Raw genomic sequence first — 20,143 nt, forward strand, 5'->3', positions numbered from 1 at the left:
ATCTCCACCACATCCGGAGGTCTTCCATTTGATCAAGCATCAGCTACGGCGAGTCACCAACCTGATGGCCGAGTACATCTAGGGGCCGAAGGCGCCCTTGCGGCGCTCCATCAGCAGCGCCTCGATCCGCACGAGCCGTTCCTCCAGCCGGGCGATGTCGGCCAGGGTCGCGTTCTCCTCCTCGGGCCGGAGCCGGACCACCACCGTCCCGCCCGGTTCGAGGGTCGCCTCCGACACGTCCTCCACACGGCTGCCGCCCTGCCGTTTGATCGCCACGTCGAGGTCGGCGTGCCGCAGGCCCAGGCGCTTCAGGTTGTGGTCGTCGTAGGCGCCGTCACGGGCGAGGACGGTCGGTTTGCTCTCGAACAGCTTGGCGAGCCAGCTCCACTCGGCCGCCGCCCTTGTCAGCATCGCGTTCCCGGCGACCAGTACGACCGCCCCGATGATCCCGCCGAGCACCGAGTTGTCCGGGCCGATGATGGCGTTCTGCACGACGTTCGACAGCAGCAGCATGACGACCAGGTCGAACGTGTTGAGCTGGGCCATGTCCCGCTTGCCGACGAGCCGGAGCAGGATCACCACGCAGAGGTAGACGGCGACGGTCCGGATGACCTTGTCCAGAACCGGCACCCCGAGGGTCAGTAGGTCGCTCATGCGACACGGTAACGCAGCCAGACCAGGCCCCCGCCGAACGTGTCGGTGTCGATGAGCTGAAGGGTGTGCGACGGCGGCGGGCCCTCGCCCCACCACTGCCGGCTTCCGACGCCCATCACGGGATGGACCAGCAGGCTGATCTCGTCGACCAGGCCCTCGGCGAGCAGCCGTCCGACCAGCCTGCCGCCGCTCGCGACCCGCACCACCTCGACGCCGGGACGCCGCCCGATCGAGCGCAGCGCGGCCCGCAGGTCGACCTGGTCGGTGCCGACGACGAGCTCCGGCACGTAGCGGCCGATGGGGCGGGGCGGGGTGGTGCGGCAGTGCAGGGCGAGCACCTCGGACCAGTGCCCGGCGTCGCGGAGCTCCTGCCAGTGGGTCACCCGGGCGCGGCCGTCGACCACGGCCAGCAGCGGGCCGGGGTCCTTCGGCCCGGGACCGGCGACCAGCGTCGGTTCGAGGGACAGGACGGTCTCCGACCCGGCCAGCGTGACGTCCTCATGCCAGGTGGTGCTGACCAGCTGGTGGAAGCGGCTGGTGTCGAGAGGGAACCCGTCGGTGTTGCCGTCGAGCGAAACGGCCAGGTGGGCGACCACATAGGGCGTGTCCGGCGGCATGTCACCGAGCGTAGTCGAGCGAAAACCGCTTGCCGGGGTCGGCGCGCGTGATGAGACTGGCGCGATGCTGATCCGACGCGAGCTCCCGGGCGACGTGGCCGCCATTCGTGACGTGGTCCTGCGGGCCTTCCCCACGCCGATGGAGGCCGACCTGGTCGACGAGCTGCGGGTCGATCCCGGCTGGATCCCGGCCCTGTCGATGGTCGCCGAGATCGACGGCGAGGTGGTCGGCCACGTCGTCTGCACCCGCGCCCACATCGACGACACCCCGGCGCTCGGCCTCGGCCCGCTGAGCGTGCGGCCCGACCGGCAGCGCCAGGGGGTGGGCCTGGCGCTGGTGCACGCGATGCTCGGGGCCGCCGACGCGCTGGGGGAGCCGGTCGTGGTCCTGCTCGGCAACCCCGCCTACTACTGCCGCTACGGCTTCCGCACCGCCTCCGACCTGGGGATCATCTCTCCCGATCCCCAGTGGGGCGAGCACTTCCAGGTGCGCGTGCTGACCTCGTACACAGGGCAGAAGGGGCAGTTCGCCTACGCCGAGCCCTTCAACCGGCTGTAGAGCTGCTCGAACGGGACGACCGCCTCGTCGGCGTGGACCTTCGCCGGGGCTCGGGAGACCAGCGCGGCCAGTTCGCCCGCCGCCCGGTCGACCCGGGAGGCCAGGCCGTCGCCCGACGTGGCGCCCCAGTCCTCCGACGCCGCGTAGACGGCGGTCGGCACGACGATCGCGCGCAGGTAGGTGAACATCGGCCGCAGCGCGTGCTCCAGGGCGAGCGAGTGGCGCGCGGTCCCGCCGGTCGCGGCGATCAGCACCGGCGTCCCCTGCAGCGCCGTGTTGTCGAGCACGTCGAAGAACGACTTGAACAGGCCGCTGTACGACGCGGTGAAGATCGGGGTGACCGCGATCACGCCGTCGGCGCCCTCGACGGTGTCGAGGGCCTTCTTCAGCGTGGGGGAGGGGAAGCCGGTCACCAGGTTGTTGGCGATGTCCACGGCCAGGCCGCGCAGCTCGACGACGCGGATCTCCGCATCGTCGAGGTGACGGCCGACGGCCTCGGCCAGGCGGTCGGCCAGCAGCCTCGTGGAGGAGGGCTGGCTGAGCCCGGCCGAGACGACGGCGATGACGGTCATGTCGGGTCCTTAGACGAGAGCGGCGTTCCTGGCGACCAGGGCGGCGTGGGTGGGGGCCTCGGCGACGCCCTGCTTGCGGCGGGCGGCGAACTCCTTGCGCAGCACCGGGACCACCTCTTCGCCGAGGAGGTCGAGCTGCTCCAGCACGGTCTTCAGCGGCAGGCCGGCGTGGTCCATCAGGAACAGCTGGCGCTGGTAGTCGCCGAACGACTCACGGAAGGTCAGCGTCTTGTCGATGACCTCCTGCGGGCTGCCCACGGTCAGCGGCGTCTGCTCGGTGAAGTCCTCCAGCGAGGGGCCGTTGCCGTAGACGGGGGCCTTGTCGAAGTAGGGGCGGAACTCGCGCACGGCGTCCTGGGAGTTCTTCCTGATGAACGCCTGGCCGCCGAGGCCGACGATCGCCTGGTCGGGGGTGCCGTGGCCGTAGTAGGTGAAGCGGGTGCGGTAGAGCTCGATCAGGCGGGCGAAGTGCTCCTTCGGCCAGAAGATGTTGTTGGCGAAGAAGCCGTCACCGTAGTAGGCGGCCTGCTCGGCGATCTCCGGGCTGCGGATCGACCCGTGCCAGACGAACGGGGGAACCCCGTCGAGCGGGCGGGGCGTCGAGGTGAACCCCTGGAGCGGGGTGCGGAAGTTGCCCTCCCAGTCGACGACGTCCTCGCGCCACAGGCGGTGCAGCAGCGCGTAGTTCTCGATCGCCAGGTTGATGCCGTTGCGGATGTCCTGCCCGAACCAGGGGTAGACCGGGCCGGTGTTGCCGCGGCCCATCATCAGGTCGACCCGGCCGTCGGCCAGGTGCTGGAGCATCGCGTAGTCCTCGGCGATCTTCACCGGGTCGTTGGTGGTGATCAGCGTGGTGGACGTCGACAGGATGAGCCTGTCCGTCTTGGCGGCGATGTAGCCGAGCATCGTGGTGGGCGACGAGGGGACGAAGGGCGGGTTGTGGTGCTCGCCCATCGCGAAGACGTCGAGCCCGACCTCCTCGGCCTTGCGGGCGATGGTCACCATGGCCTTGATCCGCTCGGCCTCGGTGGGGGTGGTGCCGTTCGTCGGGTCCATGGTCACGTCACCGACGGTGAAGATCCCGAACTGCATCTCAGCTCCTTTTCCGGTGTGTACGGGCCCTCTAGCGCACCGAGGTTCGTAGTTATTCCGCGCCGCAAGTATCTCTGTCATGGGAGGCTGTGCCAATGCGACGTACAGGACAAACTCTGATTTTTGACGCTGACGACACCCTGTGGGAGAACAACGTCTTCTTCGAGCGGGTGATCGACGACTTCCTCGACTGGGCGGCCCACCCCACCCTCGACCGCGTCGAGATCAGGGGCATCCTGAACGACATCGAGCGCGCCAACGCCGTGACCCACGGCTACGGCAGCGCGGTCTTCCTGCGCAACCTGCACGAGACCTTCGAGAAGCTCCAGGAACGCCCGGCCACCGCCGCCGAACGGGCTTTCGTAGACGATCTCGCGGGCCGGTTGATCCGGGGCGAGGTCGATCTGATCCCCGGCGTCGCCGACACGCTGGCCGACCTGAGCGCGCGCCATGAGCTGTTCCTTTTGACCAAGGGGAACGTCGAGGAGCAGCAGCGCAAGATCGACGCGTCGGGGCTGTCGTCGTGGTTCCGCAAGACGCACATCGTGCGGGAGAAGGACGCCGAGGTCTACCGGCGCCTGGCCACCGACTCGGGCTTCGCCGTCGAGAGCACGTGGATGATCGGCAACTCGCCCAAGTCGGATATCTCGCCCGCCCGTGCCGCCGGGATGAACGCCGTCTTCATCCCCCACGAGCACACGTGGGTCCTGGAGCACGCCGAACTCGACCCCTCGGACACGGGAGTGCTGACCCTGGGGCGTTTCACCGAACTCGTGGACCATTTCTGAGCCCCCGGTGATCCGTTAGTGGGGCATAGTGCGGCAAACTTAGGCCTATGGTGCATCAGCGAGCTGGGCAGCCCGCCCTGCCGACCGATCTGGTCGACGTCCCCCGCCTCCTGACCAGCTACTACGCGTTGCGCCCCGACGTGGAGCAGCCGTCGCAGCGGGTCGCCTTCGGCACCTCGGGACACCGGGGTTCGTCGCTGAACACGGCCTTCAACGAAGACCACATCCTGGCCACCACCCAGGCCATCTGCGAATACCGCCATGCCCAGCGCATCGACGGCCCGCTGTTCCTCGGCATCGACACCCACGCGCTCTCGGAGCCCGCGCGGGTGTCGGCGCTGGAGGTGCTGGCCGCCAACGAGGTGCGGGTGCTGATCGACGTCCACGACGGCTTCACCCCGACCCCGTCGGTCTCGCACGCGATCCTCACCTACAACCGGGGCCGCGACTCCGGCCTGGCCGACGGCATCGTCGTCACCCCGTCGCACAACCCCCCGCAGGACGGCGGCTTCAAGTACAACCCGCCCAACGGCGGTCCCGCCGACACCGACGCGACCGGCTGGATCCAGAACCGCGCCAACGAGCTCATCGCCGGCGGCATGAAAGAGGTCCGCCGCATCCCGTTCGAGCGCGCCCTGAAGGCCGAGACCACCGGCCGCTACGACTTCATGGGCTCCTACGTGGCCGACCTCCCGTCGGTCGTCGACCTCGACGCGATCCGGGCCGCGGGTGTACGCATCGGCGCCGACCCCCTCGGCGGCGCGAGCGTGGCCTACTGGGGCGAGATCGCCGAGCGCCACCACCTCGACCTGACGGTCGTCAACCCGCTGACCGACCCGACGTGGCGCTTCATGACGCTCGACTGGGACGGCAAGATCCGCATGGACTGCTCGTCGCCGTACGCGATGGCCTCGCTGATCGCCTCCAAGGACAAGTACGACATCTCCACCGGAAACGACGCCGACAGCGACCGCCACGGCATCGTCACCCCGGACGGCGGCCTCCTGAACCCCAACCACTACCTGGCCGTCGCCATCTCCTACCTGTACGCCCACCGCGACGGCTGGCGCCCCGACGCCGGAGTCGGCAAGACCCTGGTCAGCAGCAGCATGATCGACCGCGTCGTGGCCGGTCTCGGCCGCCGCCTGGTCGAGGTCCCGGTCGGCTTCAAGTGGTTCGTCCCCGGCCTGCTCGACGGCTCGCTCGGCTTCGGCGGCGAGGAGAGCGCCGGAGCGTCGTTCCTCCGCCGCGACGGCCACGTCTGGACCACCGACAAGGACGGCCTGATCCTGGCCCTGCTCGCCTCCGAGATCACGGCGGTCACCGGCAGGTCGCCCAGCGCCCACTACGACGAACTGACCGAACGGTACGGCGCCCCCGCCTACGCCCGCGTCGACGCCCCCGCCTCCCGCGAGGAGAAGGCGATCCTGTCGAAGCTCTCGGCGGGCCAGGTCACGGCCGACAGCCTGGCCGGCGAGCCGATCACCAACGTGCTGACCCACGCCCCGGGCAACGGCGCGGTGTTGGGCGGCCTGAAGGTGGAGACGGCCAACGCCTGGTTCGCCGCGAGGCCGTCGGGCACCGAGGACGTCTACAAGATCTACGCCGAGTCGTTCCTGGGCGCCGACCACCTGGCCGAGGTCCAGCAGGAGGCCCGCTCGGTGGTTTCCACTGCCTTGACGTCATAGCAGACGTAGAGCCTCAGGCTTTGCCGGGCTCAGGGCAGGGCATTGGCGTCGTATGCGCGTCAGGGCCGTCGTCGCCGTCGTAGCGGAAGTCGTTCGCATCGTTAAGGCCAACGGGACCACGAAAGGGCTCCCGCCTGCTGACTTCGTCTCCGAACGGGAGATTCGCAGGATGGTGCGTAAAGTCCTGCGTGAATCCGAGACGGAGAAGCTGAACTCAGACGTTGGGGGTGATTTCGCGCTACTTCGGGCCGTTGCGATGGACGACCTCAAACCGATTTTCGGCAATTGTCCAGAAGAGAGTGAGGCGTATTCAAAAAGTCGCCAACGAATAGATGCGGTAGCTGCAGGCCTCGCTGGCCTCGCACCTCTAAGTCCTTTGGCGGCTGCTGTTGGTGTGGCGCTCTTGGCTGCCACGTTTGCGCTGCCTTTCTGGCTCAAGATCTTCCCGGTTATCGTGCTGGTCTGTGTTCCGGCAATATTCGTATTAGCGATCTGGTATCGATCTTCCGTGGGCCTCGGAGTAGGATTTCGGTGGCTACCGGAGATGCGTCACGTGATCCTGGACGAATTCCAGGAGTTCGCTGTCGCCCGCCATGCGTTGGTCGGTGCGATTCGGGAGCGGGACCTGGCCACCCTTCATGTCAGATACCTCATCAACGAAGCAAGAAAAGGCCGCCTCACTCAAGAGTTCGCGGTCACCGGCGTCAGTGGTCTGGCGGAGATCTACGACCTGGCTCATCACGTCCCCACTGCGGCGGAGACGGAGCTCCTCGATGTGCTGCGCCATCTCAAGGGTGGCAGCGTCGGGGTCGCTGGGCCTCGTGGCGTCGGGAAATCGAGCCTGGTCCGGGCGAGATGCCGGGCGGGAGTGCGGGGCTCCGACATCGCCTGCCTGGTAGCCGCGCCCGTGGACTACGTGGCCCGGGAGTTCGTGCTGCACTTGTTCGCTTCGCTGTGCCGGAGTGTGCTCTCCTATACGCGGCGGCCGCGGTATCTCTGGAGGCTTGTCCGGTATGTCTTCGGCATTTCGGCGATAAGTGCGATATTTGCCAGTCCAATTTTGTTTTTTTGGAACAGTGATATTCCGACTGGGGTCAGGATTGCGGTTTGGGCGTTCTTTGGGACAGCCGTGGTCGGAATCAATGTGGCACTGATCCACGATGTTGCAGTCAGGTTGAAGCCGGAAAGGCTTCGGCGTCGCCTCCGGAAGGCCGCCCGGCGGAATCTCTTGCGGGTCCGTTATCTCCAGACGCTCTCGTGGACCACGTCGGAGACGTACAAGCCCGCGTCAAGCGGGCCGGTCGGCCTGGGTATCGACCTCATGACCTCCCGAGGCCTCTCGCGGGCGGAGCAACCCTTCACCTATCCGGAACTGGTCGGCGAATTTCGTTTCTTCGCCCGGCGTGCGGCGGTCCTCGCCGACTACTGGGACGGCCGTCTGATCATCGGCGTCGATGAACTCGACAAGATCGGCACAGCGGCGCAGGCGGAGAAGTTCATCAACGAGATCAAGACCGTGTTCGGCATCCCGAACGCCTATTTCTTCGTAACGGTCTCGGACGATGCGCTCACCGCATTCGATCGCCGCGGCCTTCAGTTGCGCGACGCCTTCGACAGCGCCTTCGACGAGATCGTCAGGGTGCCCCCGCTTACCTACGAGGAGTCCCGTCGGCTGCTCTACCAGCGCGTGATCGGACTGAGTGAGCCATATGTCGCCTTATGTCACGTCCTCTCCGGAGGCCTGCCACGAGAACTCATCCGGGCCGCTCGCCACCTGGTCACCGTTGCGGAGGAGACGAATCGCATGGCACCTGTGGTCCGCCGCTGCGTCCGCGATGACCTTCGCCGGAAGGCTGAGGCCTTGGCGCAACTGCCTCAGGTTCGGGAGGACGCGAGCTTTCTGCGAGTGTTGCGCACTCTCAAGGATGATTCGCTGCTCGCCGACCTCATCCACGCGATCGGCGCGGAATGCGCTCCGACGTCGGAGCTGCGTAGGGAGTTCATGACCTGCGTCTACTTCGCGCACACCTTGGAAGAGGTCTTCGGCGACGATCTCGACGAGAACTCCGTCGGCGCCGGTGGTCCGAGATTCGACGGCCTCGCCCAGGCGCGGGCGGCGCTCGCGGTGAACACGGAGTACACCTGGCAGCTGATCTCTGACTGCCGAACCTCCTGGGGTCGATCGCCGTTCCTCCTGCCGCCTGCGGTTTGAAAGTCACCTAAAACCTCACCCAAGCCCTTCGAGATCCCACCGGGCGGACGGATAGTGTCCAAATGGTGGAGCCTTGGCTGAGACGCGAGGACGAACGGCTGCTCGGCGGCACCGGCCGCTACGTCGCCGACCTCCGGGTGCCCGGCTGCCTGGAGGCCGCGTTCGTCCGCAGCCCGGTGGCCCACGGAATCCTGCGCGAGGTCGACTGCACCGCCGCCCGCGAGGTCCCGGGGGTGGCGGGCGCGTGGTCGGCCGCCGACCTGCCCGACCTCCCGCCGCTCCCGCACGCCGCCTCGATGGGCGCCGACGGCTGGGAGTGGCCGGCCTTGGTGAAGCGCGAGGTCCGCTACCCGGGAGAGGCCCTGGCGGTGGTCCTGGGAGAGGACCGCTACCGCGCCGAAGACGGGGTGGCCCAGGTCGTGTTCTGGGTCGACGAACTGCCCGCCGTCGTGTCGGTGGCGTCGAACGACGTCGCCTTCCACGGTGAGGCGGGGGAGCCGATCGACGACACCGTGTGGGAGCGGGCGGCGGTCGTGGTCGAGGGCCACTATCGGCAGCAGTTGCTGATGCCCTCGCCGATGGAGTGCCGCACCTTCCTCTGCGTGCCCAAGGGCGACGGCCTGATCATCTGGTCGGGCCACCAGGCCCCCCACCGGCTCCGCCGCGAACTGGCCGCGCTCCTCGGCTGGGAGCTCGACCGCATCCGCGTCGTGGTGCCGGACACCGGCGGCGCCTTCGGCTCCAAGAGCGCCCTGTTCCCCGAGTACATCGCCGTCGCCGCGCTGGCTCTCGAGCTCGGCCGCCCGGTCAGATGGGTGGAGGACCGCCGCGAGTCGATGCTGGTCGCCACCCGTGGCCGGGGTCAGGACCAGAAGGTCAGGCTCGCCGCCGACTCCGAGGGCAGACTGCTCGCGTACGAACTGGAGATCGACGCCGACGTCGGCGCCTATCCCCACTTGGGGGCCGCGCTCCCGATGCAGACCGCGTGGATGGCGACCGGCCCCTACCTGACGCCCCACGTCCACGCCACCGTGCGCTCCGTCCTCACGAACACGATGGTCACCTACCCCTACCGGGGCGCCGGCCGCCCCGAGGCGGCGAGCGCGCTGGAACGCACGATGGACACCCTGGCCCGCCGCCTGCACCTCGACCCGGCCGAGCTGCGCCGCCGCAACTTCATCCCACCTGAGCGCTTCCCCTACCTGACCCCCACCGGCCGCGACTACGACAGTGCCGATTACGCCGCCGCCCTCGACCTGGCCCTGCGCACCCTCGGCTACGACGCCTGGCGCGCCGAACAGGCCCGCCGCCGGTCCGATCCGGCCGCCCTCCCGCTCGGCATCGGCCTGTCCTGCTACGTCGAACGCTCCGGCGGCGAAGCCGGCGGCCTGTACGAATACGTCGGTGTCGAGGCCGGAGACGACGGCACCTTCACCGCCCGCTGCGGTGCGGCCGCCAGCGGCCAGAGCCATGAGACCGTCTTCCCGGCCCTGGTCGCCGCGACCCTCGGCGTCGACGCGGTCCGCGTGCACCTGATCGAGGGCGACACCACCGCGACCCCCGACGGCGTCGGCTCCTTCGCCAGCCGCTCGGCCCAGGTCGACGGCGCGGGCCTCCAGCACGCCGCCGGACTCCTCATCGACCGCGCCCGCGAACGCGCCGCGACCCTGTGGGAGGTTCCCGTGGACACCACTGAGTGGTCAGAAGGCGTCATCCACGGACCGTCCACCATCGACCTGGCCGAACTGGTCAAACTGACCGGCCCGCTGCGGGTGGACGAACGCTACGAGGCGGGCATGGCCTTCCCGTACGGCGCCCACGCGGCCGTCGTGGAGGTCGACCCCGACCTCGGCACCGTGCACGTCCTGCGCCTGGTCGCCGTCGACGACTGCGGTCACGCGATCGACCCCGACGTGGTGCGGGGCCAGGCGTTCGGCTCGGCCGTCCAGGGACTGGGCCAGGCCCTCTACGAGGGCATCCCGTTCGGCGCGGACGGCGTGCCCGAGCTGGCGGGCGGCCTCCTCGACTACCTGCTGCCGACGTACACGGAGATCCCGCCGATCACCCTCCGCGAGACCAGCACCCCCAGCCCCCGCACCCCGCTCGGCGCGAAGGGCGCGGGGGAGTCGGGCTGCATCGGCACCCCGCCCGCGATCGTCAACGCCGTCGCCGACGCCCTGCGCCTGACCGACGCCGACGTCCTCCAGATGCCCCTGACCCCCGACGTCGTCTGGCGCGCCGCCTCATGAAGCCCGCCGCCTTCGACTACCTCGCACCCCGTACGCTGCCGGAGGCGCTGGCCGCGCTCGGCGAGGGCGCCCAGGTCCTCGCCGGAGGCCAGAGCCTCCTCCTGGAGATGCACCTGAACCGTCTCACCGCCGACCTGGTCGTGGACGTCAACCGCATCCCCGCCCTCGACCACCTCGACGTGGCCGACGGCACGGTCGAGGTCGGCGCGCTGGTCCGCCACAAGGTCTTCGAGTCGCGGGAGGCGGTGCCCGGCCCGCTCGGCGACCTGTTCAGCCGGGCCGTGGTGAACATCGCCCATCCGCCGATCCGCACCCGGGGCACCATGGTCGGCAGCCTCGCCTGGGCCCACCCCGCCTCTGAATGGTGCGCCCTCGCCATGGCCCTGAGCGCCGAGATCCACCTGGCCTCCGCCCACGGCACCCGCACGATCGCGGCCGGCGACTACTTCCTCGGCCCCTTCCAGACGGCCCGCCGCCCCGACGAGCTCATCACCGCCGTCACCTTCCCGCTCCTCGGCCCCGACACCGGGGTCGGCTTCCTCGAACACCGCCGCACCGGCTTCTCCTTCGCCCAGGTCGCCGTGGGCGCCGTCCTCACGATTCGCGACGGCGTGATCGCCGAGGCCAGGATCGGCCTGGCCAACTGCGCCGACCGCCCGGTGAGAGCCCACGCGGCCGAACGGGCGTTGATCGGCGCCGAGATCGCCTGCCCCGGCGGCCACCGCGTCCCCGCCGACCACCCCTTCACCCGCGCCGGACGCCTCGCCGCAGACCAGGACGCCGCCCCCGTGCCCGAACCACACGCCGACGTGGAGTACCGCCGCCACGTCATCGCCGTCCTGGTCACCCGCACCCTGAGAGAGGCCGCGATCCGATGAAGATCACCCTGACCGTGAACGGCGACGCCTACCCGCTCGACGTCGAACCCCGCCGCGTCCTGGCCGACGTCCTCCGCGACGACTGCGCCCTGACCGGCACCCACCTGGGCTGCGAACAGGGCGTCTGCGGCGCCTGCACGGTGCTGGTCGACGGCGAGGCGGTCCGCTCGTGCCTGATGCTGGCCGTCCAGTGCGACGGCCACCCCGTGTTGACCGTCGAGGGCCTGTCCGGCCACGACGGGGAGCCCCATCCGCTGCAACGGGCCTTCTCCGCCGAACGCGCCCTGCAATGCGGCTTCTGCACGCCGGGCTTCCTGATGATGGCCGCCGGAGCCCTGGAGAACGACCCCGCCCTCGGGGACCACCCGGAGCGCGTGGCGGAGCTGGTCCGCTCGAACCTGTGCCGCTGCACGGGCTATGAACCCATCCAGCGTGCCATCACCCGAGCCGCCCAAGATCACCAGAACGGCCAGTTCCAGGCCCGTCTGCAGTAGCGGTCGTAGATCGCGCGCAGCCACGGCTGCCGGACCTCGGGCAGACGGACCAGAGTCTCAATGAAGGTGTCATTGTCGGGCGTGATCCTGAACCAGGTCATCGGGGTCGGATCGTCACGGAGCGCGGCGCGGGGCATCGACGTCGCGGCGATGGCCATCCGCCGGGCGTCGTCGGGGAAGGCCATGTGCCGCCACATGACGTAGGGCACCGGGACCGCAGTGGCCACCTCACCCCGCCACACCTCATCGGTCTGCGGATGCTCCGGCACCAGCGCGATGTCGGCGTCCGGGCCCGGCAGCCCCGGCCCCGCCATGACGACCGGCCTCTCCGGCGGCCCCGGCGGCAGCAGGACGTCGAGCACGTCCCGGAACAGCGAGGCCCCGTCGGGCACGGTCAGCCGCACGCCTCCGGATGCCGCCAGCAGCCGGGCCGTCACCGCTCCCGCCATCTTCATCCACGCGGGCCGGGGGATCTCGGAACGGTCCCGGGCGAAGACGTCGCCGAGATCGTCCCAAGGAAGCACCGGGTCGTCGGTCCCGGTGCCGCGCACCCGGCCGGGTTGCAACCAGACCACTTGCCAGAGCCCGCAGTCGTCGATCAGTAACGCCACCTCTGAGCCGCACGACGCGCAGGCCAGGTCGGCGATGAGCCCACAGCAGGAGCCGTCGAGCCGATCGGGGATGAAGGCGGTGCCCCGGAGATCGCCCAGGCACAGCGCGATCGCCCCAGAGGGGCCGAGGGAGAGTTCGCCGCTGCCCTCGCGCAGGGGAGCGTAGAAGCCGAGCGACTCGAGCTCCGCCGAAGTGAGCTCCTCCCAGGGCCGCCACGGCGGTCCGGAGCGCTCGGGATTCACGGCGTAGGTGCCCGGCTCCAGCAGTTGTTCGTGCAGACGGTCGTTGCCCCATCGTCCCGACGCGTGGGCGGGCAGGGCGACCCGGCTGAGGGGGACGGTCAACGGCTGGTCGCACGTGGCGCAGACAAATTCCCGCATATGCGGCAGGAGACTAACGAAACCCGGTGCGTGACGTCCCGGCTGTTCGATCAGAGCGAATCCGCCGGGCAGGCAGTGGTCCTCGGCGAGGTGCGGCCAGGTGCCTCGTAGGCGACTTGGGCACGTGGGCGGGGGCCGTTCAGATGGCCAGGCCGATCGCCAGGATCAGGGCGAACAGCCGGACCGCCTGTTCGTCGAGTTCGGTGAGGCCGCCCGGGTCGGGGGAGTCGAGGGCCAGCACGCCGAACACCTGGTCGCCCAGCGCCACCGTCGCGCACGTGAAGGTCTTGTAGCTGCGCTCCCCGTTCCAGCCCTTCATGTCCCACCCGGGCGGCCGCGCGCCGGGCGAGTCGACGTCCTTCACCAGGACGAAGGCGCGTTCGTCGACCAGCTGGAGCATGTAGGAACCCCTGTCGGTGCCCTCGCTGAATATCGTGCGGGGCGGCCGGTCGCGGCCGTGCCACAGGTTGTCGACGCAGGCGAGCCGCCGGCCCGCCGGACCCTCCGAATAGGTCAGGAACGAGGCGCGGACATTCTGTTTGTCGATGCGATTGCAGAGCAGGTCGACGGCGAGCCGTTTGAGCTGGCCCTTCTTTATTTCGCGACGAGTTCTATCGGGCTCTTCCAGTATTACGGCCACTTGTGTGGAAAGGACGAATACCCGATCCTGCAGTCCGCTGCGCACCTTCGCCGCCTCGATCGTGGCCAGTTGGGTCGCCTCGTGGGTCAGGATCTCCTGTTTCTTCTGCTCGCGCAGCGGCAGAACAATGGCGACCGCGGCGCTCAGCGCGCCACCCGCGAGGATGCTGATATGCCCCCAAAAGGGAAGTTCCTGGCCAAGTTCGACCTGGGCGATGTAACCCACCCCAGAAAGGGTGGCCGCGCCATAAGTAATCCATCTCCAGCGCGGCCATTGCGTAGCCGGGACCTTCTCCTCTGTCACGAGCCGCAGATTACACCCAACATTAGGGCTAAGTGGTCCTCATGGTCATATGTCGTTCAATCCTGGAATACGCCGGTTTCGGGCCGGGCGCAATGGGGATTTCGGGTCCGACATCCGGGTTTCCACGGTGCGGCGTGGGTCGTCAATCTACTATCGGGCGGTCAGGATGACGCCGGGTGCCAATAGTGTCACTTGACGTTATTCCCGCAATAATGTTGTATTCGAATTCGAGGAGGTGGCCGATGGGGAATGAGGAATTGATCGGTGAAGTGCTCGCCGATTCCGACGCCTACCTGACCCGAGCCAACGACCAGCGCAGACGCGAGGCCAGAGAGTTCGTCCAAGAACGAATGGAGCAGGCCACCGAGAAAATCAGGGAACGCAGTTTCGGGCAGAAAGTGCTGCGGGCCCTGAGGGGCCTGAAACCGTCGACGTGAAAGTTTCCTGAGGTTCGCTGCGGGCTGATCGTCAGTTGCCCGCGTCGTCGCAGATGATGGGCTGCATGCCCTACTCCGATCTTGCGCTGCCCGAGGTCCGCTCCTACGTCTCCACCGTCCCGGAGCCCGACGACTTCGATGACTTCTGGGCCGCGACGCTCGCCGAGACCCGTTCCCACGAGCTGGCACCGGTCTTCTCTCCCGTCGCCACCGGCCTGACCACGGTCGACGTCTTCGACGTGGTGTTCCAGGGCTGGGCCGGGCAGCCGGTCCGCGCGTGGTTCCTCGTGCCGGCCAACGCCGAGGGGCCGCTTCCCTGCGTGGTGCAATACCAGGGCTACGGCGGTGGCCGGGGGCTCCCGCACCAGTGGCTCTACTGGCCGTCCACCGGCCATGCCCTTCTCGTCATGGACACCCGCGGCCAGGGCAGCGGCTGGTCGGTCGGTGAGACGCCCGACCCCGAGGGTGCGGGGCCCGCCCATCCCGGCTACATGACCCGGGGCATCGCCGACCCGGAGACCTACTACTACCGGCGCGTCTTCAGCGACGCCGTCCGCGCGGTCGAGACGGTCCGGCAGCATCCGCTCGTCGACCCGGCCAAGGTCGCGGTGACCGGCGGCAGCCAGGGCGGCGGCATCACCCTCGCGGTGTCGGGGCTGCTCCCCGACGTGGCGGCGGCGATGCCCGACGTGCCGTTCCTGTGCGACTTCCCGCGGTCGATCCGGCGGACCCCGAAGGATCCGTACACGGAGATCGCCCGTTATCTGAAGGTGCACCGGTCGCAGGTCGCGACGGTCGAGCGCACCCTGTCCTATTTCGACGGTGTCACCTTCGCGAAGCGGGCCGCCGCCCCGGCGCTGTTCTCGGTCGGCCTGATGGACGAGATCTGCCTGCCCTCCACCGTCTTCGGCGCCTACAACGCCTATGCGGGCGCGGCCAAGCACATGGAGGAATACGAGTTCAACAACCACGAGGGCGGCGACGCGGCCCACCTGCCGGTGCAGCGCGCCTGGCTCAACTCGTGGACGTAGTCACCCCAGCAGCCCGGCCGTCTCGTCGGAGACGGGGGTGGCCAGCACCGAGGCGACGACGTCGATCAGGTGGCTGGTGAACAGCCGCTCGTCGCGTCCCTCTCCTGTCTCGGCCCGCCGGGCCAGTTCGGTGTACGTCACCCGGATCGCCGTGAACCGCCGGTGCAGGCGCGTCACGGCGATCTCGGGCAGCAGCGGCCCGACGATCTCCCGCCACCGGTTCACACTCGTCGGCTCGGAGGTGGAAGCGCGCAACGCCCCGGGTGAGGCTCGCCGCACCACCTGATCGAGCAGCCGCAGATACCGCCGCCCCTCCGCGTCGGCGAGCCGGGCGGCCAGCGGCCGGACGAACGCCCCGGCCAGCGGCCGCAACGGCTCCGCGGGCGGCGCCGCCTCGAACGCGTCGAGCAAGAGATGCCGGGCGGTCTCCACCGACGGAAGATGCCGCGCCATGACGGCCTTCAGCAGCCCTTCCCGGTCGCCGAAGTGATACTGCAGCGCCGACGCGTTCCGCTGCCCGGCGGCGGCGTTGATCTCCCGGAGTGACACCGCGTCGATGCCCCGGTCGGCGAACAGTTCCTCGGCGGCCAGCACCAGCCGCAGCCGTCCATCGGCGGTCATGAGAATTCCATTCTTAAGGCGTTCGCATTAATATTATGCGTATGGCCATCGACTTCACGCTCGATCCCGAGCACGAGGAGATTCGCCGGCGGGTCCGCGCGTTCGTCCAGGACGTCATCGTCCCGGCGAAGACCGAGGGCCTGTCCCGCGACGACTACCTCCGCACGATCTTCGCCCTCCGCGAGAAGGCCAAGGCCGAGGGCCTCTGGCTGCCCCACATGCCGAAAGAGGTGGGCGGCATGGGGCTCGGGCACGTCGCGCTGGCGATGGTCCAGTCGGAGGCGGCCAAGACCCGGCTCGGCCCGTGGGTGCTCAACTGCCAGGCGCCCGACGAGGGCAACATGCACACGCTGCACCACTGGGCCACCGAGGAGCAGAAGGAGAAATACCTCAAGCCGCTGCTCCAGGGCCGCGCCATGTCGTGCTTCGCGATGACCGAACCCGAGGTGGCCGGTTCCGATCCCACGCTGATCCGGACGACCGCCGTACAAGATGGCGACGAATGGGTCGTCAACGGTCACAAGTGGTTCATATCCAACGCCCGCCGGGCGAGCTTCGCGATCCTCATCGCGCGCACCGAGATGGACGTACCGGAAGGACAGCGCGGCGCCACCACGGCGTTCCTGGTCGACATCCCGAGCCCGGGCTGGACCGACGTCCGCGAGGTCGAGACGATGCACGGCTCGACCGGCCACAGCGAGATCCTCATCGAAGACCTGCGACTGCCCGAAAGCCAGATCCTGGGCGGAAGGGGCAACGGCCATCGCCTGGGACAGTATCGGCTCGGCCCCGCCCGCCTGGCCCACTGCATGCGGTGGATCTCGCAGGCGGAGACGGCGCTCGACATGATGGTCGACCGGGCGCTCAACCGCTACAGCCACGGCTCGCTGCTGGCCGACAAACAGGGCGTGCAATGGCTGATCGCCGACTCGGCGATGGAGCTCTACCAGTGCAAACTCATGGTTCTGCACGCCGCCTCGAAGATCGACAAAGGCGACGACTTCCGCACGGAGGTGTCGATGGCCAAGCACTTCGTGGCCAACAGCCTGAACCGGATCGTCGACCGGGCGATCCAGGTGCACGGCGCGCTCGGATATTCGACCGACACCCCGCTGGCGAGCATGTTCCAGCACGCCCGCTGGGCCAGATTCGCCGACGGCGCCGACGAGATCCACCAGATGCGCATCGCCGAACGCACCATCGCCGCCTATCGTGACACCGGCTCGACGCGGGCCGCGACGGGAGGACTCCCACTGTGAAAGTCGCCCTGGTGACCGGAGGAAGCAGCGGCATCGGCGCCGGTGTGGCGCAACGGCTCAGAGAATCCGGCACGACGGTCGTCGTCGCCGACATCGCCGAGCCCGCCGACGTGCGGTGCGACGTCTCCGTCCTGGAGGACAACCTCAGGGCCGTCGACCACGTGATGACCACCCATGGCCGCCTCGACCTGGTGTTCCTCAACGCGGGCGTGGCCTCCGGCTGCGGCGTCGGCGACGACTTCGACCCGGCCCTCTACCGCCGCGCGATGGGTGTCAACCTCGACGGCGTCGTCTTCGGCGCCCACGCCGCCCTCCCCGCACTGAAGGCATCCGGCGGCGGCACCATCGTCGCGACGGCGTCCATGGCGGGCATCGTCGGCATTCCGCAGGACCCGATCTACGCCGCGAACAAACACGCCGTCGTGGGACTGATCAGGTCATTGGGCGTCGCGCTCGAACCCGAGGGCATCAGGGTCCAGGCCCTCTGCCCGTCGTTCGCCAACACCGCGATCATCGGCGACAGCCGCGTCCTGCTCGAAGCCGAGGGCTTCCCGATCATGGAGGTCGCCGACGTGGTCGACGCCTTCGAGAAACTCCTGGCCGGCGAGGGCACGGGCGAGTGCTGGTTCGTCGTCTCCGGCCGCGAAAGCGAACCCTTCACCTTCCGCCGAGCCCCGGGCCCCCGACAAAAGCCATGATGTCGGAGGGCTTGCGTCCGTTCCCGCCCTCCGCGCCGCCGGTGGATTTCTTCTCTCCGTTACGGCTCCGCCCACCCCGGCACCGCCCGCCGCCCCCGGTCCTCGCCGTATCCGGCGCCGGGCACCCGCTCCCGCCTCCCGCCGCAACGGGTCGTCCATGGCCGGAAAAACCCGCGTGCGGCGGTCCGGGGTGGTCGGTTAGGGTGCGCCCATGAGACGACGACATTGATCCTCACCTGAGTCCCGATTCACGTGGCGTCTCTACGCCATGGTGTTCTTCGAGGAGTTCGTTCTCCTCTATCCCGTGTACGCGCTGCTGTTCGCCGACCACGGGCTCTCCGCGGGCCAGATCTCGACGCTCTTCGTCGTCTGGTCGCTGACGTCGTTCCTGCTGGAGATCCCCTCCGGCGCCTGGGCCGACGCCTTCTCGCGCCGACGCCTGCTGGTGCTGTCTCCGCTGCTCACCGCCACGGGTTTCGCCCTGTGGACGTTCCTGCCGGGCTACTGGTCGTTCGTGGCCGGGTTCGTGCTCTGGGGCGTCGCGACCGCGATCAGTTCGGGCACGTCCGAGGCCCTCGTCTACGAGGAACTCGCCCGTCTCGGCGCCTCCGAGTCCTACCCCCGCGTCACGGGCCGCGCGGAGGCGATCGGCACCACCGCCATGATGATCGCCAGCGCCCTGGCCGGCCCGGCGATGGCGTGGGGCGGCTACCAGGCCGTCGGCGTCGCCTCCATCGCCACCCTCGTGGTCGCCTCCCTGATCGCCCGCACCCTGCCGGAGACCAGAGAAGACCCCGACGAGGACGACGACGGCTACCTCGAAGTCCTGAAAGCCGGATTCCGCGAGGTCAGAGGCTCAAAGACCCTGGTCAAACGACTGCTCCTCGTCTCCGCCGTGACCGGGCTGTCGGCGTTCGACGAGTATCTGCCGCTGCTCGCCCAGGGGACCGGCGTCGGCGACGAGGTCGTGCCGCCGCTGATGGTGCTGGTGTCGGCCGGGTTCGCCGTCGGCGGGTTCCTCGCCGGGCGCGGCCTCAGGTGGACCGGGCCGATCACCGCCGCCGGTGGGCTGCTGCTGATCGCCGGGGCGGCCGTCCGCAGCCCGTGGGGGTTCGTGTTCGTCGCCGCCGCGTTCGGGGTGATCCAGTGGGCGATCGCGGCGGCCGACGCCCGGTTGCAGGACGGGCTGTCGGACCGGTCGCGGGCGACCGTGACCTCGATGTCGGGGTTGGGCACCGAGGTCATGGCGGTGCTGACCTTCGTCTTCTACGGTTTCGGGTCAGAGGTGGCGCCGTCGTGGATCCTGTTCGTCGTGCTCGCGGTGCCGTACACGATCATCGGAGCCTTTCAGGGCCGCAGAGCCGAGTAGAGCACCTGGTCGTGCCAGGCCCCCTCCCGCCACTGCGCCCGGCGGAGCACCCCTTCGCGGACGAACCCGGCCTTCTCCAGCGCCCGCTGCTCAGCGAAGTTCTCGGCGTCGGTGAACGACTGGATCCGCTCGGCGCGGGTGTGCGCGAACAGGTAGTCGGCGAGGAGGACCTGCGCCCGCGTGCCGATGCCCTTGCCCCGGTAGCCGGAGAACACGCAGATCCCCGTCGACCAGCACCACGAGGTCAGATCGGGCCCCCACGAGTTCATCCACCACGTCACCCAACCGACCGCGACCCCGTCGCCCTCGATGGTGAACCGGCCGGAGTCGGGCCCGAGGAACCCGTTCTCGGCGTATTCGCGGTGGAACGGCTGCGGCGAGCGGTGCCCGAACCACTGGTACTGTCCGGTGCCCTCCCGGTCGGCGCGTTCCCGCTCGAAGAGATCGAGATCCTTGGCCCGAACCGGGCGAAGTGTGACCTCCATGAGAACTCCTTTCATGCGGGTATGGCGCAATCTTCCTCTTTCCGCGCCGGGGTTAGGGTGGAAACCTCCCCGTCACCGAGTTGGAGGGGGCCACATGTTCGAGAACACCCGGGCGTTCAGCGGATTCTCCGTCGTGGACGTCGACGCCGCCAGGAAGTTCTACGAGGAGATCCTCGGCCTGCGCGTCTCGGAGAACCACGGAATGCTGCGCCTGCACATCGCCGGCGTCCACGACATCCTGGTCTACCCGAAACCCAACCACGTACCGGCCGAATTCACGGTCCTGAACTTCCCCGTCGACGACATCGAGGCGGCCGTCGACGAACTCCGCGGCCGGGGCGTGGAGTTCATCGTGTACGGCGGCACCGACGAGAAGGGGATCTTCCGCAAGGGCGGCCCGCTGATCGCCTGGTTCAAGGACCCCGCCGGGAACATCATGTCGGTGCTCCAGGACGGCTGAGCCCGGAAAGATTCGTACGGAAACGGAAACCCCCGGTCAACCGGG

The 20,143-nt window shown here is 68.9% G+C and carries 21 protein-coding genes; 13 read left to right on the forward strand and 8 right to left on the reverse strand.

Annotated features, from left to right (window positions below):
* Nucleotides 1-78: 78 nt before the first annotated feature.
* Together ACYQ78_RS06350 and ACYQ78_RS06355 are read right to left on the reverse strand one after the other, a co-directional pair.
* Nucleotides 79-654 carry a DUF421 domain-containing protein gene (locus ACYQ78_RS06350; protein WP_459799763.1) on the reverse strand — a complete coding sequence of 192 codons (576 nt, stop codon included), beginning with the start codon at nt 652-654 and terminating at the stop codon, nt 79-81.
* On the reverse strand, nt 651-1,271 hold the full coding sequence (locus ACYQ78_RS06355) for a RibD family protein (RefSeq protein WP_459799764.1): 621 nt from the start codon (nt 1,269-1,271) through the stop codon (nt 651-653). The genes ACYQ78_RS06350 and ACYQ78_RS06355 overlap by 4 nt, the downstream gene beginning before the upstream one ends.
* Before the next feature lie 64 nt (nt 1,272-1,335).
* Here ACYQ78_RS06355 and ACYQ78_RS06360 point away from each other — a divergent pair, with 64 nt between their 5' ends.
* A complete protein-coding gene (locus ACYQ78_RS06360) occupies nt 1,336-1,830 on the forward strand; it encodes a GNAT family N-acetyltransferase (protein WP_459799765.1) in 495 nt (164 codons plus the stop codon).
* Here the strand turns inward: ACYQ78_RS06360 and ACYQ78_RS06365 are convergent.
* Both ACYQ78_RS06365 and ACYQ78_RS06370 read right to left on the reverse strand, forming a co-directional pair.
* Nucleotides 1,803-2,402: an FMN reductase gene (locus ACYQ78_RS06365; RefSeq protein WP_459799766.1), complete on the reverse strand. Its 600-nt coding sequence runs from the start codon at nt 2,400-2,402 to the stop codon at nt 1,803-1,805. The genes ACYQ78_RS06360 and ACYQ78_RS06365 overlap by 28 nt on opposite strands.
* A 9-nt stretch (nt 2,403-2,411) precedes the next feature.
* A complete protein-coding gene (locus tag ACYQ78_RS06370; protein WP_459799767.1) occupies nt 2,412-3,494 on the reverse strand; it encodes an LLM class flavin-dependent oxidoreductase in 1,083 nt (360 codons plus the stop codon).
* A 95-nt stretch (nt 3,495-3,589) separates the two neighbouring features.
* On the opposite strand from ACYQ78_RS06370, the gene ACYQ78_RS06375 reads away from it, so the two are divergent.
* The 6 genes from ACYQ78_RS06375 (at nt 3,590) to ACYQ78_RS06400 (ending at nt 11,803) form a co-directional block, all read left to right on the forward strand.
* Nucleotides 3,590-4,282, forward strand: a complete 693-nt coding sequence (locus ACYQ78_RS06375; protein WP_459799768.1) for an HAD family hydrolase — start codon at nt 3,590-3,592, stop codon at nt 4,280-4,282.
* A gap of 47 nt (nt 4,283-4,329) precedes the next feature.
* On the forward strand, nt 4,330-5,970 hold the full coding sequence (gene pgm, locus ACYQ78_RS06380) for a phosphoglucomutase (alpha-D-glucose-1,6-bisphosphate-dependent) (RefSeq protein WP_459799769.1): 1,641 nt from the start codon (nt 4,330-4,332) through the stop codon (nt 5,968-5,970).
* Between the two features lie 169 nt (nt 5,971-6,139).
* On the forward strand, nt 6,140-8,182 hold the full coding sequence (locus ACYQ78_RS06385) for a hypothetical protein (protein ID WP_459799770.1): 2,043 nt from the start codon (nt 6,140-6,142) through the stop codon (nt 8,180-8,182).
* A 62-nt stretch (nt 8,183-8,244) separates the two neighbouring features.
* Entirely contained in the window at nt 8,245-10,431 is a 2,187-nt protein-coding gene (locus ACYQ78_RS06390; RefSeq protein ID WP_459799771.1) for a xanthine dehydrogenase family protein molybdopterin-binding subunit, read from the forward strand.
* Nucleotides 10,428-11,309: an FAD binding domain-containing protein gene (locus tag ACYQ78_RS06395; RefSeq protein WP_459799772.1), complete on the forward strand. Its 882-nt coding sequence runs from the start codon at nt 10,428-10,430 to the stop codon at nt 11,307-11,309. The genes ACYQ78_RS06390 and ACYQ78_RS06395 overlap by 4 nt, the downstream gene beginning before the upstream one ends.
* Nucleotides 11,306-11,803: a (2Fe-2S)-binding protein gene (locus ACYQ78_RS06400; protein WP_459799773.1), complete on the forward strand. Its 498-nt coding sequence runs from the start codon at nt 11,306-11,308 to the stop codon at nt 11,801-11,803. The genes ACYQ78_RS06395 and ACYQ78_RS06400 overlap by 4 nt, the downstream gene beginning before the upstream one ends.
* Here the strand turns inward: ACYQ78_RS06400 and ACYQ78_RS06405 are convergent.
* Nucleotides 11,767-12,795 carry a hypothetical protein gene (locus ACYQ78_RS06405; protein ID WP_459799774.1) on the reverse strand — a complete coding sequence of 343 codons (1,029 nt, stop codon included), beginning with the start codon at nt 12,793-12,795 and terminating at the stop codon, nt 11,767-11,769. The two genes, ACYQ78_RS06400 and ACYQ78_RS06405, sit on opposite strands and share 37 nt — an antisense overlap.
* Before the next feature lie 139 nt (nt 12,796-12,934).
* Nucleotides 12,935-13,660 carry a hypothetical protein gene (locus ACYQ78_RS06410; protein ID WP_459799775.1) on the reverse strand — a complete coding sequence of 242 codons (726 nt, stop codon included), beginning with the start codon at nt 13,658-13,660 and terminating at the stop codon, nt 12,935-12,937.
* 320 nt (nt 13,661-13,980) lie between these two features.
* On the opposite strand from ACYQ78_RS06410, the gene ACYQ78_RS06415 reads away from it, so the two are divergent.
* Both ACYQ78_RS06415 and ACYQ78_RS06420 read left to right on the forward strand, forming a co-directional pair.
* Nucleotides 13,981-14,175, forward strand: a complete 195-nt coding sequence (locus tag ACYQ78_RS06415; RefSeq protein ID WP_459799776.1) for a hypothetical protein — start codon at nt 13,981-13,983, stop codon at nt 14,173-14,175.
* Between the two features lie 65 nt (nt 14,176-14,240).
* Entirely contained in the window at nt 14,241-15,206 is a 966-nt protein-coding gene (locus tag ACYQ78_RS06420) for an acetylxylan esterase (protein WP_459799777.1), read from the forward strand.
* On the opposite strand, the gene ACYQ78_RS06425 is transcribed toward ACYQ78_RS06420, so the two are convergent.
* Nucleotides 15,207-15,827 carry a TetR/AcrR family transcriptional regulator gene (locus ACYQ78_RS06425; RefSeq protein WP_459799778.1) on the reverse strand — a complete coding sequence of 207 codons (621 nt, stop codon included), beginning with the start codon at nt 15,825-15,827 and terminating at the stop codon, nt 15,207-15,209.
* A 41-nt stretch (nt 15,828-15,868) separates the two neighbouring features.
* Between ACYQ78_RS06425 and ACYQ78_RS06430 the strand changes: the two genes are divergently transcribed.
* The 3 genes from ACYQ78_RS06430 (at nt 15,869) to ACYQ78_RS06440 (ending at nt 19,153) form a co-directional block, all read left to right on the forward strand.
* A complete protein-coding gene (locus ACYQ78_RS06430) occupies nt 15,869-17,086 on the forward strand; it encodes an acyl-CoA dehydrogenase family protein (RefSeq protein WP_459799779.1) in 1,218 nt (405 codons plus the stop codon).
* Nucleotides 17,083-17,784 (forward strand): SDR family NAD(P)-dependent oxidoreductase, encoded by a 702-nt coding sequence (locus ACYQ78_RS06435; protein ID WP_459799780.1) that lies wholly within the window; start codon nt 17,083-17,085, stop codon nt 17,782-17,784. The genes ACYQ78_RS06430 and ACYQ78_RS06435 overlap by 4 nt, the downstream gene beginning before the upstream one ends.
* A gap of 268 nt (nt 17,785-18,052) precedes the next feature.
* Nucleotides 18,053-19,153, forward strand: a complete 1,101-nt coding sequence (locus tag ACYQ78_RS06440) for an MFS transporter (RefSeq protein ID WP_459799781.1) — start codon at nt 18,053-18,055, stop codon at nt 19,151-19,153.
* On the opposite strand, the gene ACYQ78_RS06445 is transcribed toward ACYQ78_RS06440, so the two are convergent.
* Nucleotides 19,132-19,638, reverse strand: coding sequence for a GNAT family N-acetyltransferase (locus ACYQ78_RS06445; RefSeq protein ID WP_459799782.1), 507 nt, complete (start codon nt 19,636-19,638; stop codon nt 19,132-19,134). The two genes, ACYQ78_RS06440 and ACYQ78_RS06445, sit on opposite strands and share 22 nt — an antisense overlap.
* A 94-nt stretch (nt 19,639-19,732) precedes the next feature.
* Here ACYQ78_RS06445 and ACYQ78_RS06450 point away from each other — a divergent pair, with 94 nt between their 5' ends.
* Nucleotides 19,733-20,098 carry a VOC family protein gene (locus tag ACYQ78_RS06450; RefSeq protein ID WP_459799783.1) on the forward strand — a complete coding sequence of 122 codons (366 nt, stop codon included), beginning with the start codon at nt 19,733-19,735 and terminating at the stop codon, nt 20,096-20,098.
* Nucleotides 20,099-20,143 lie beyond the last annotated feature (45 nt).

The sequence above is a fragment of the Herbidospora sp. RD11066 genome, assembly GCF_054661255.1.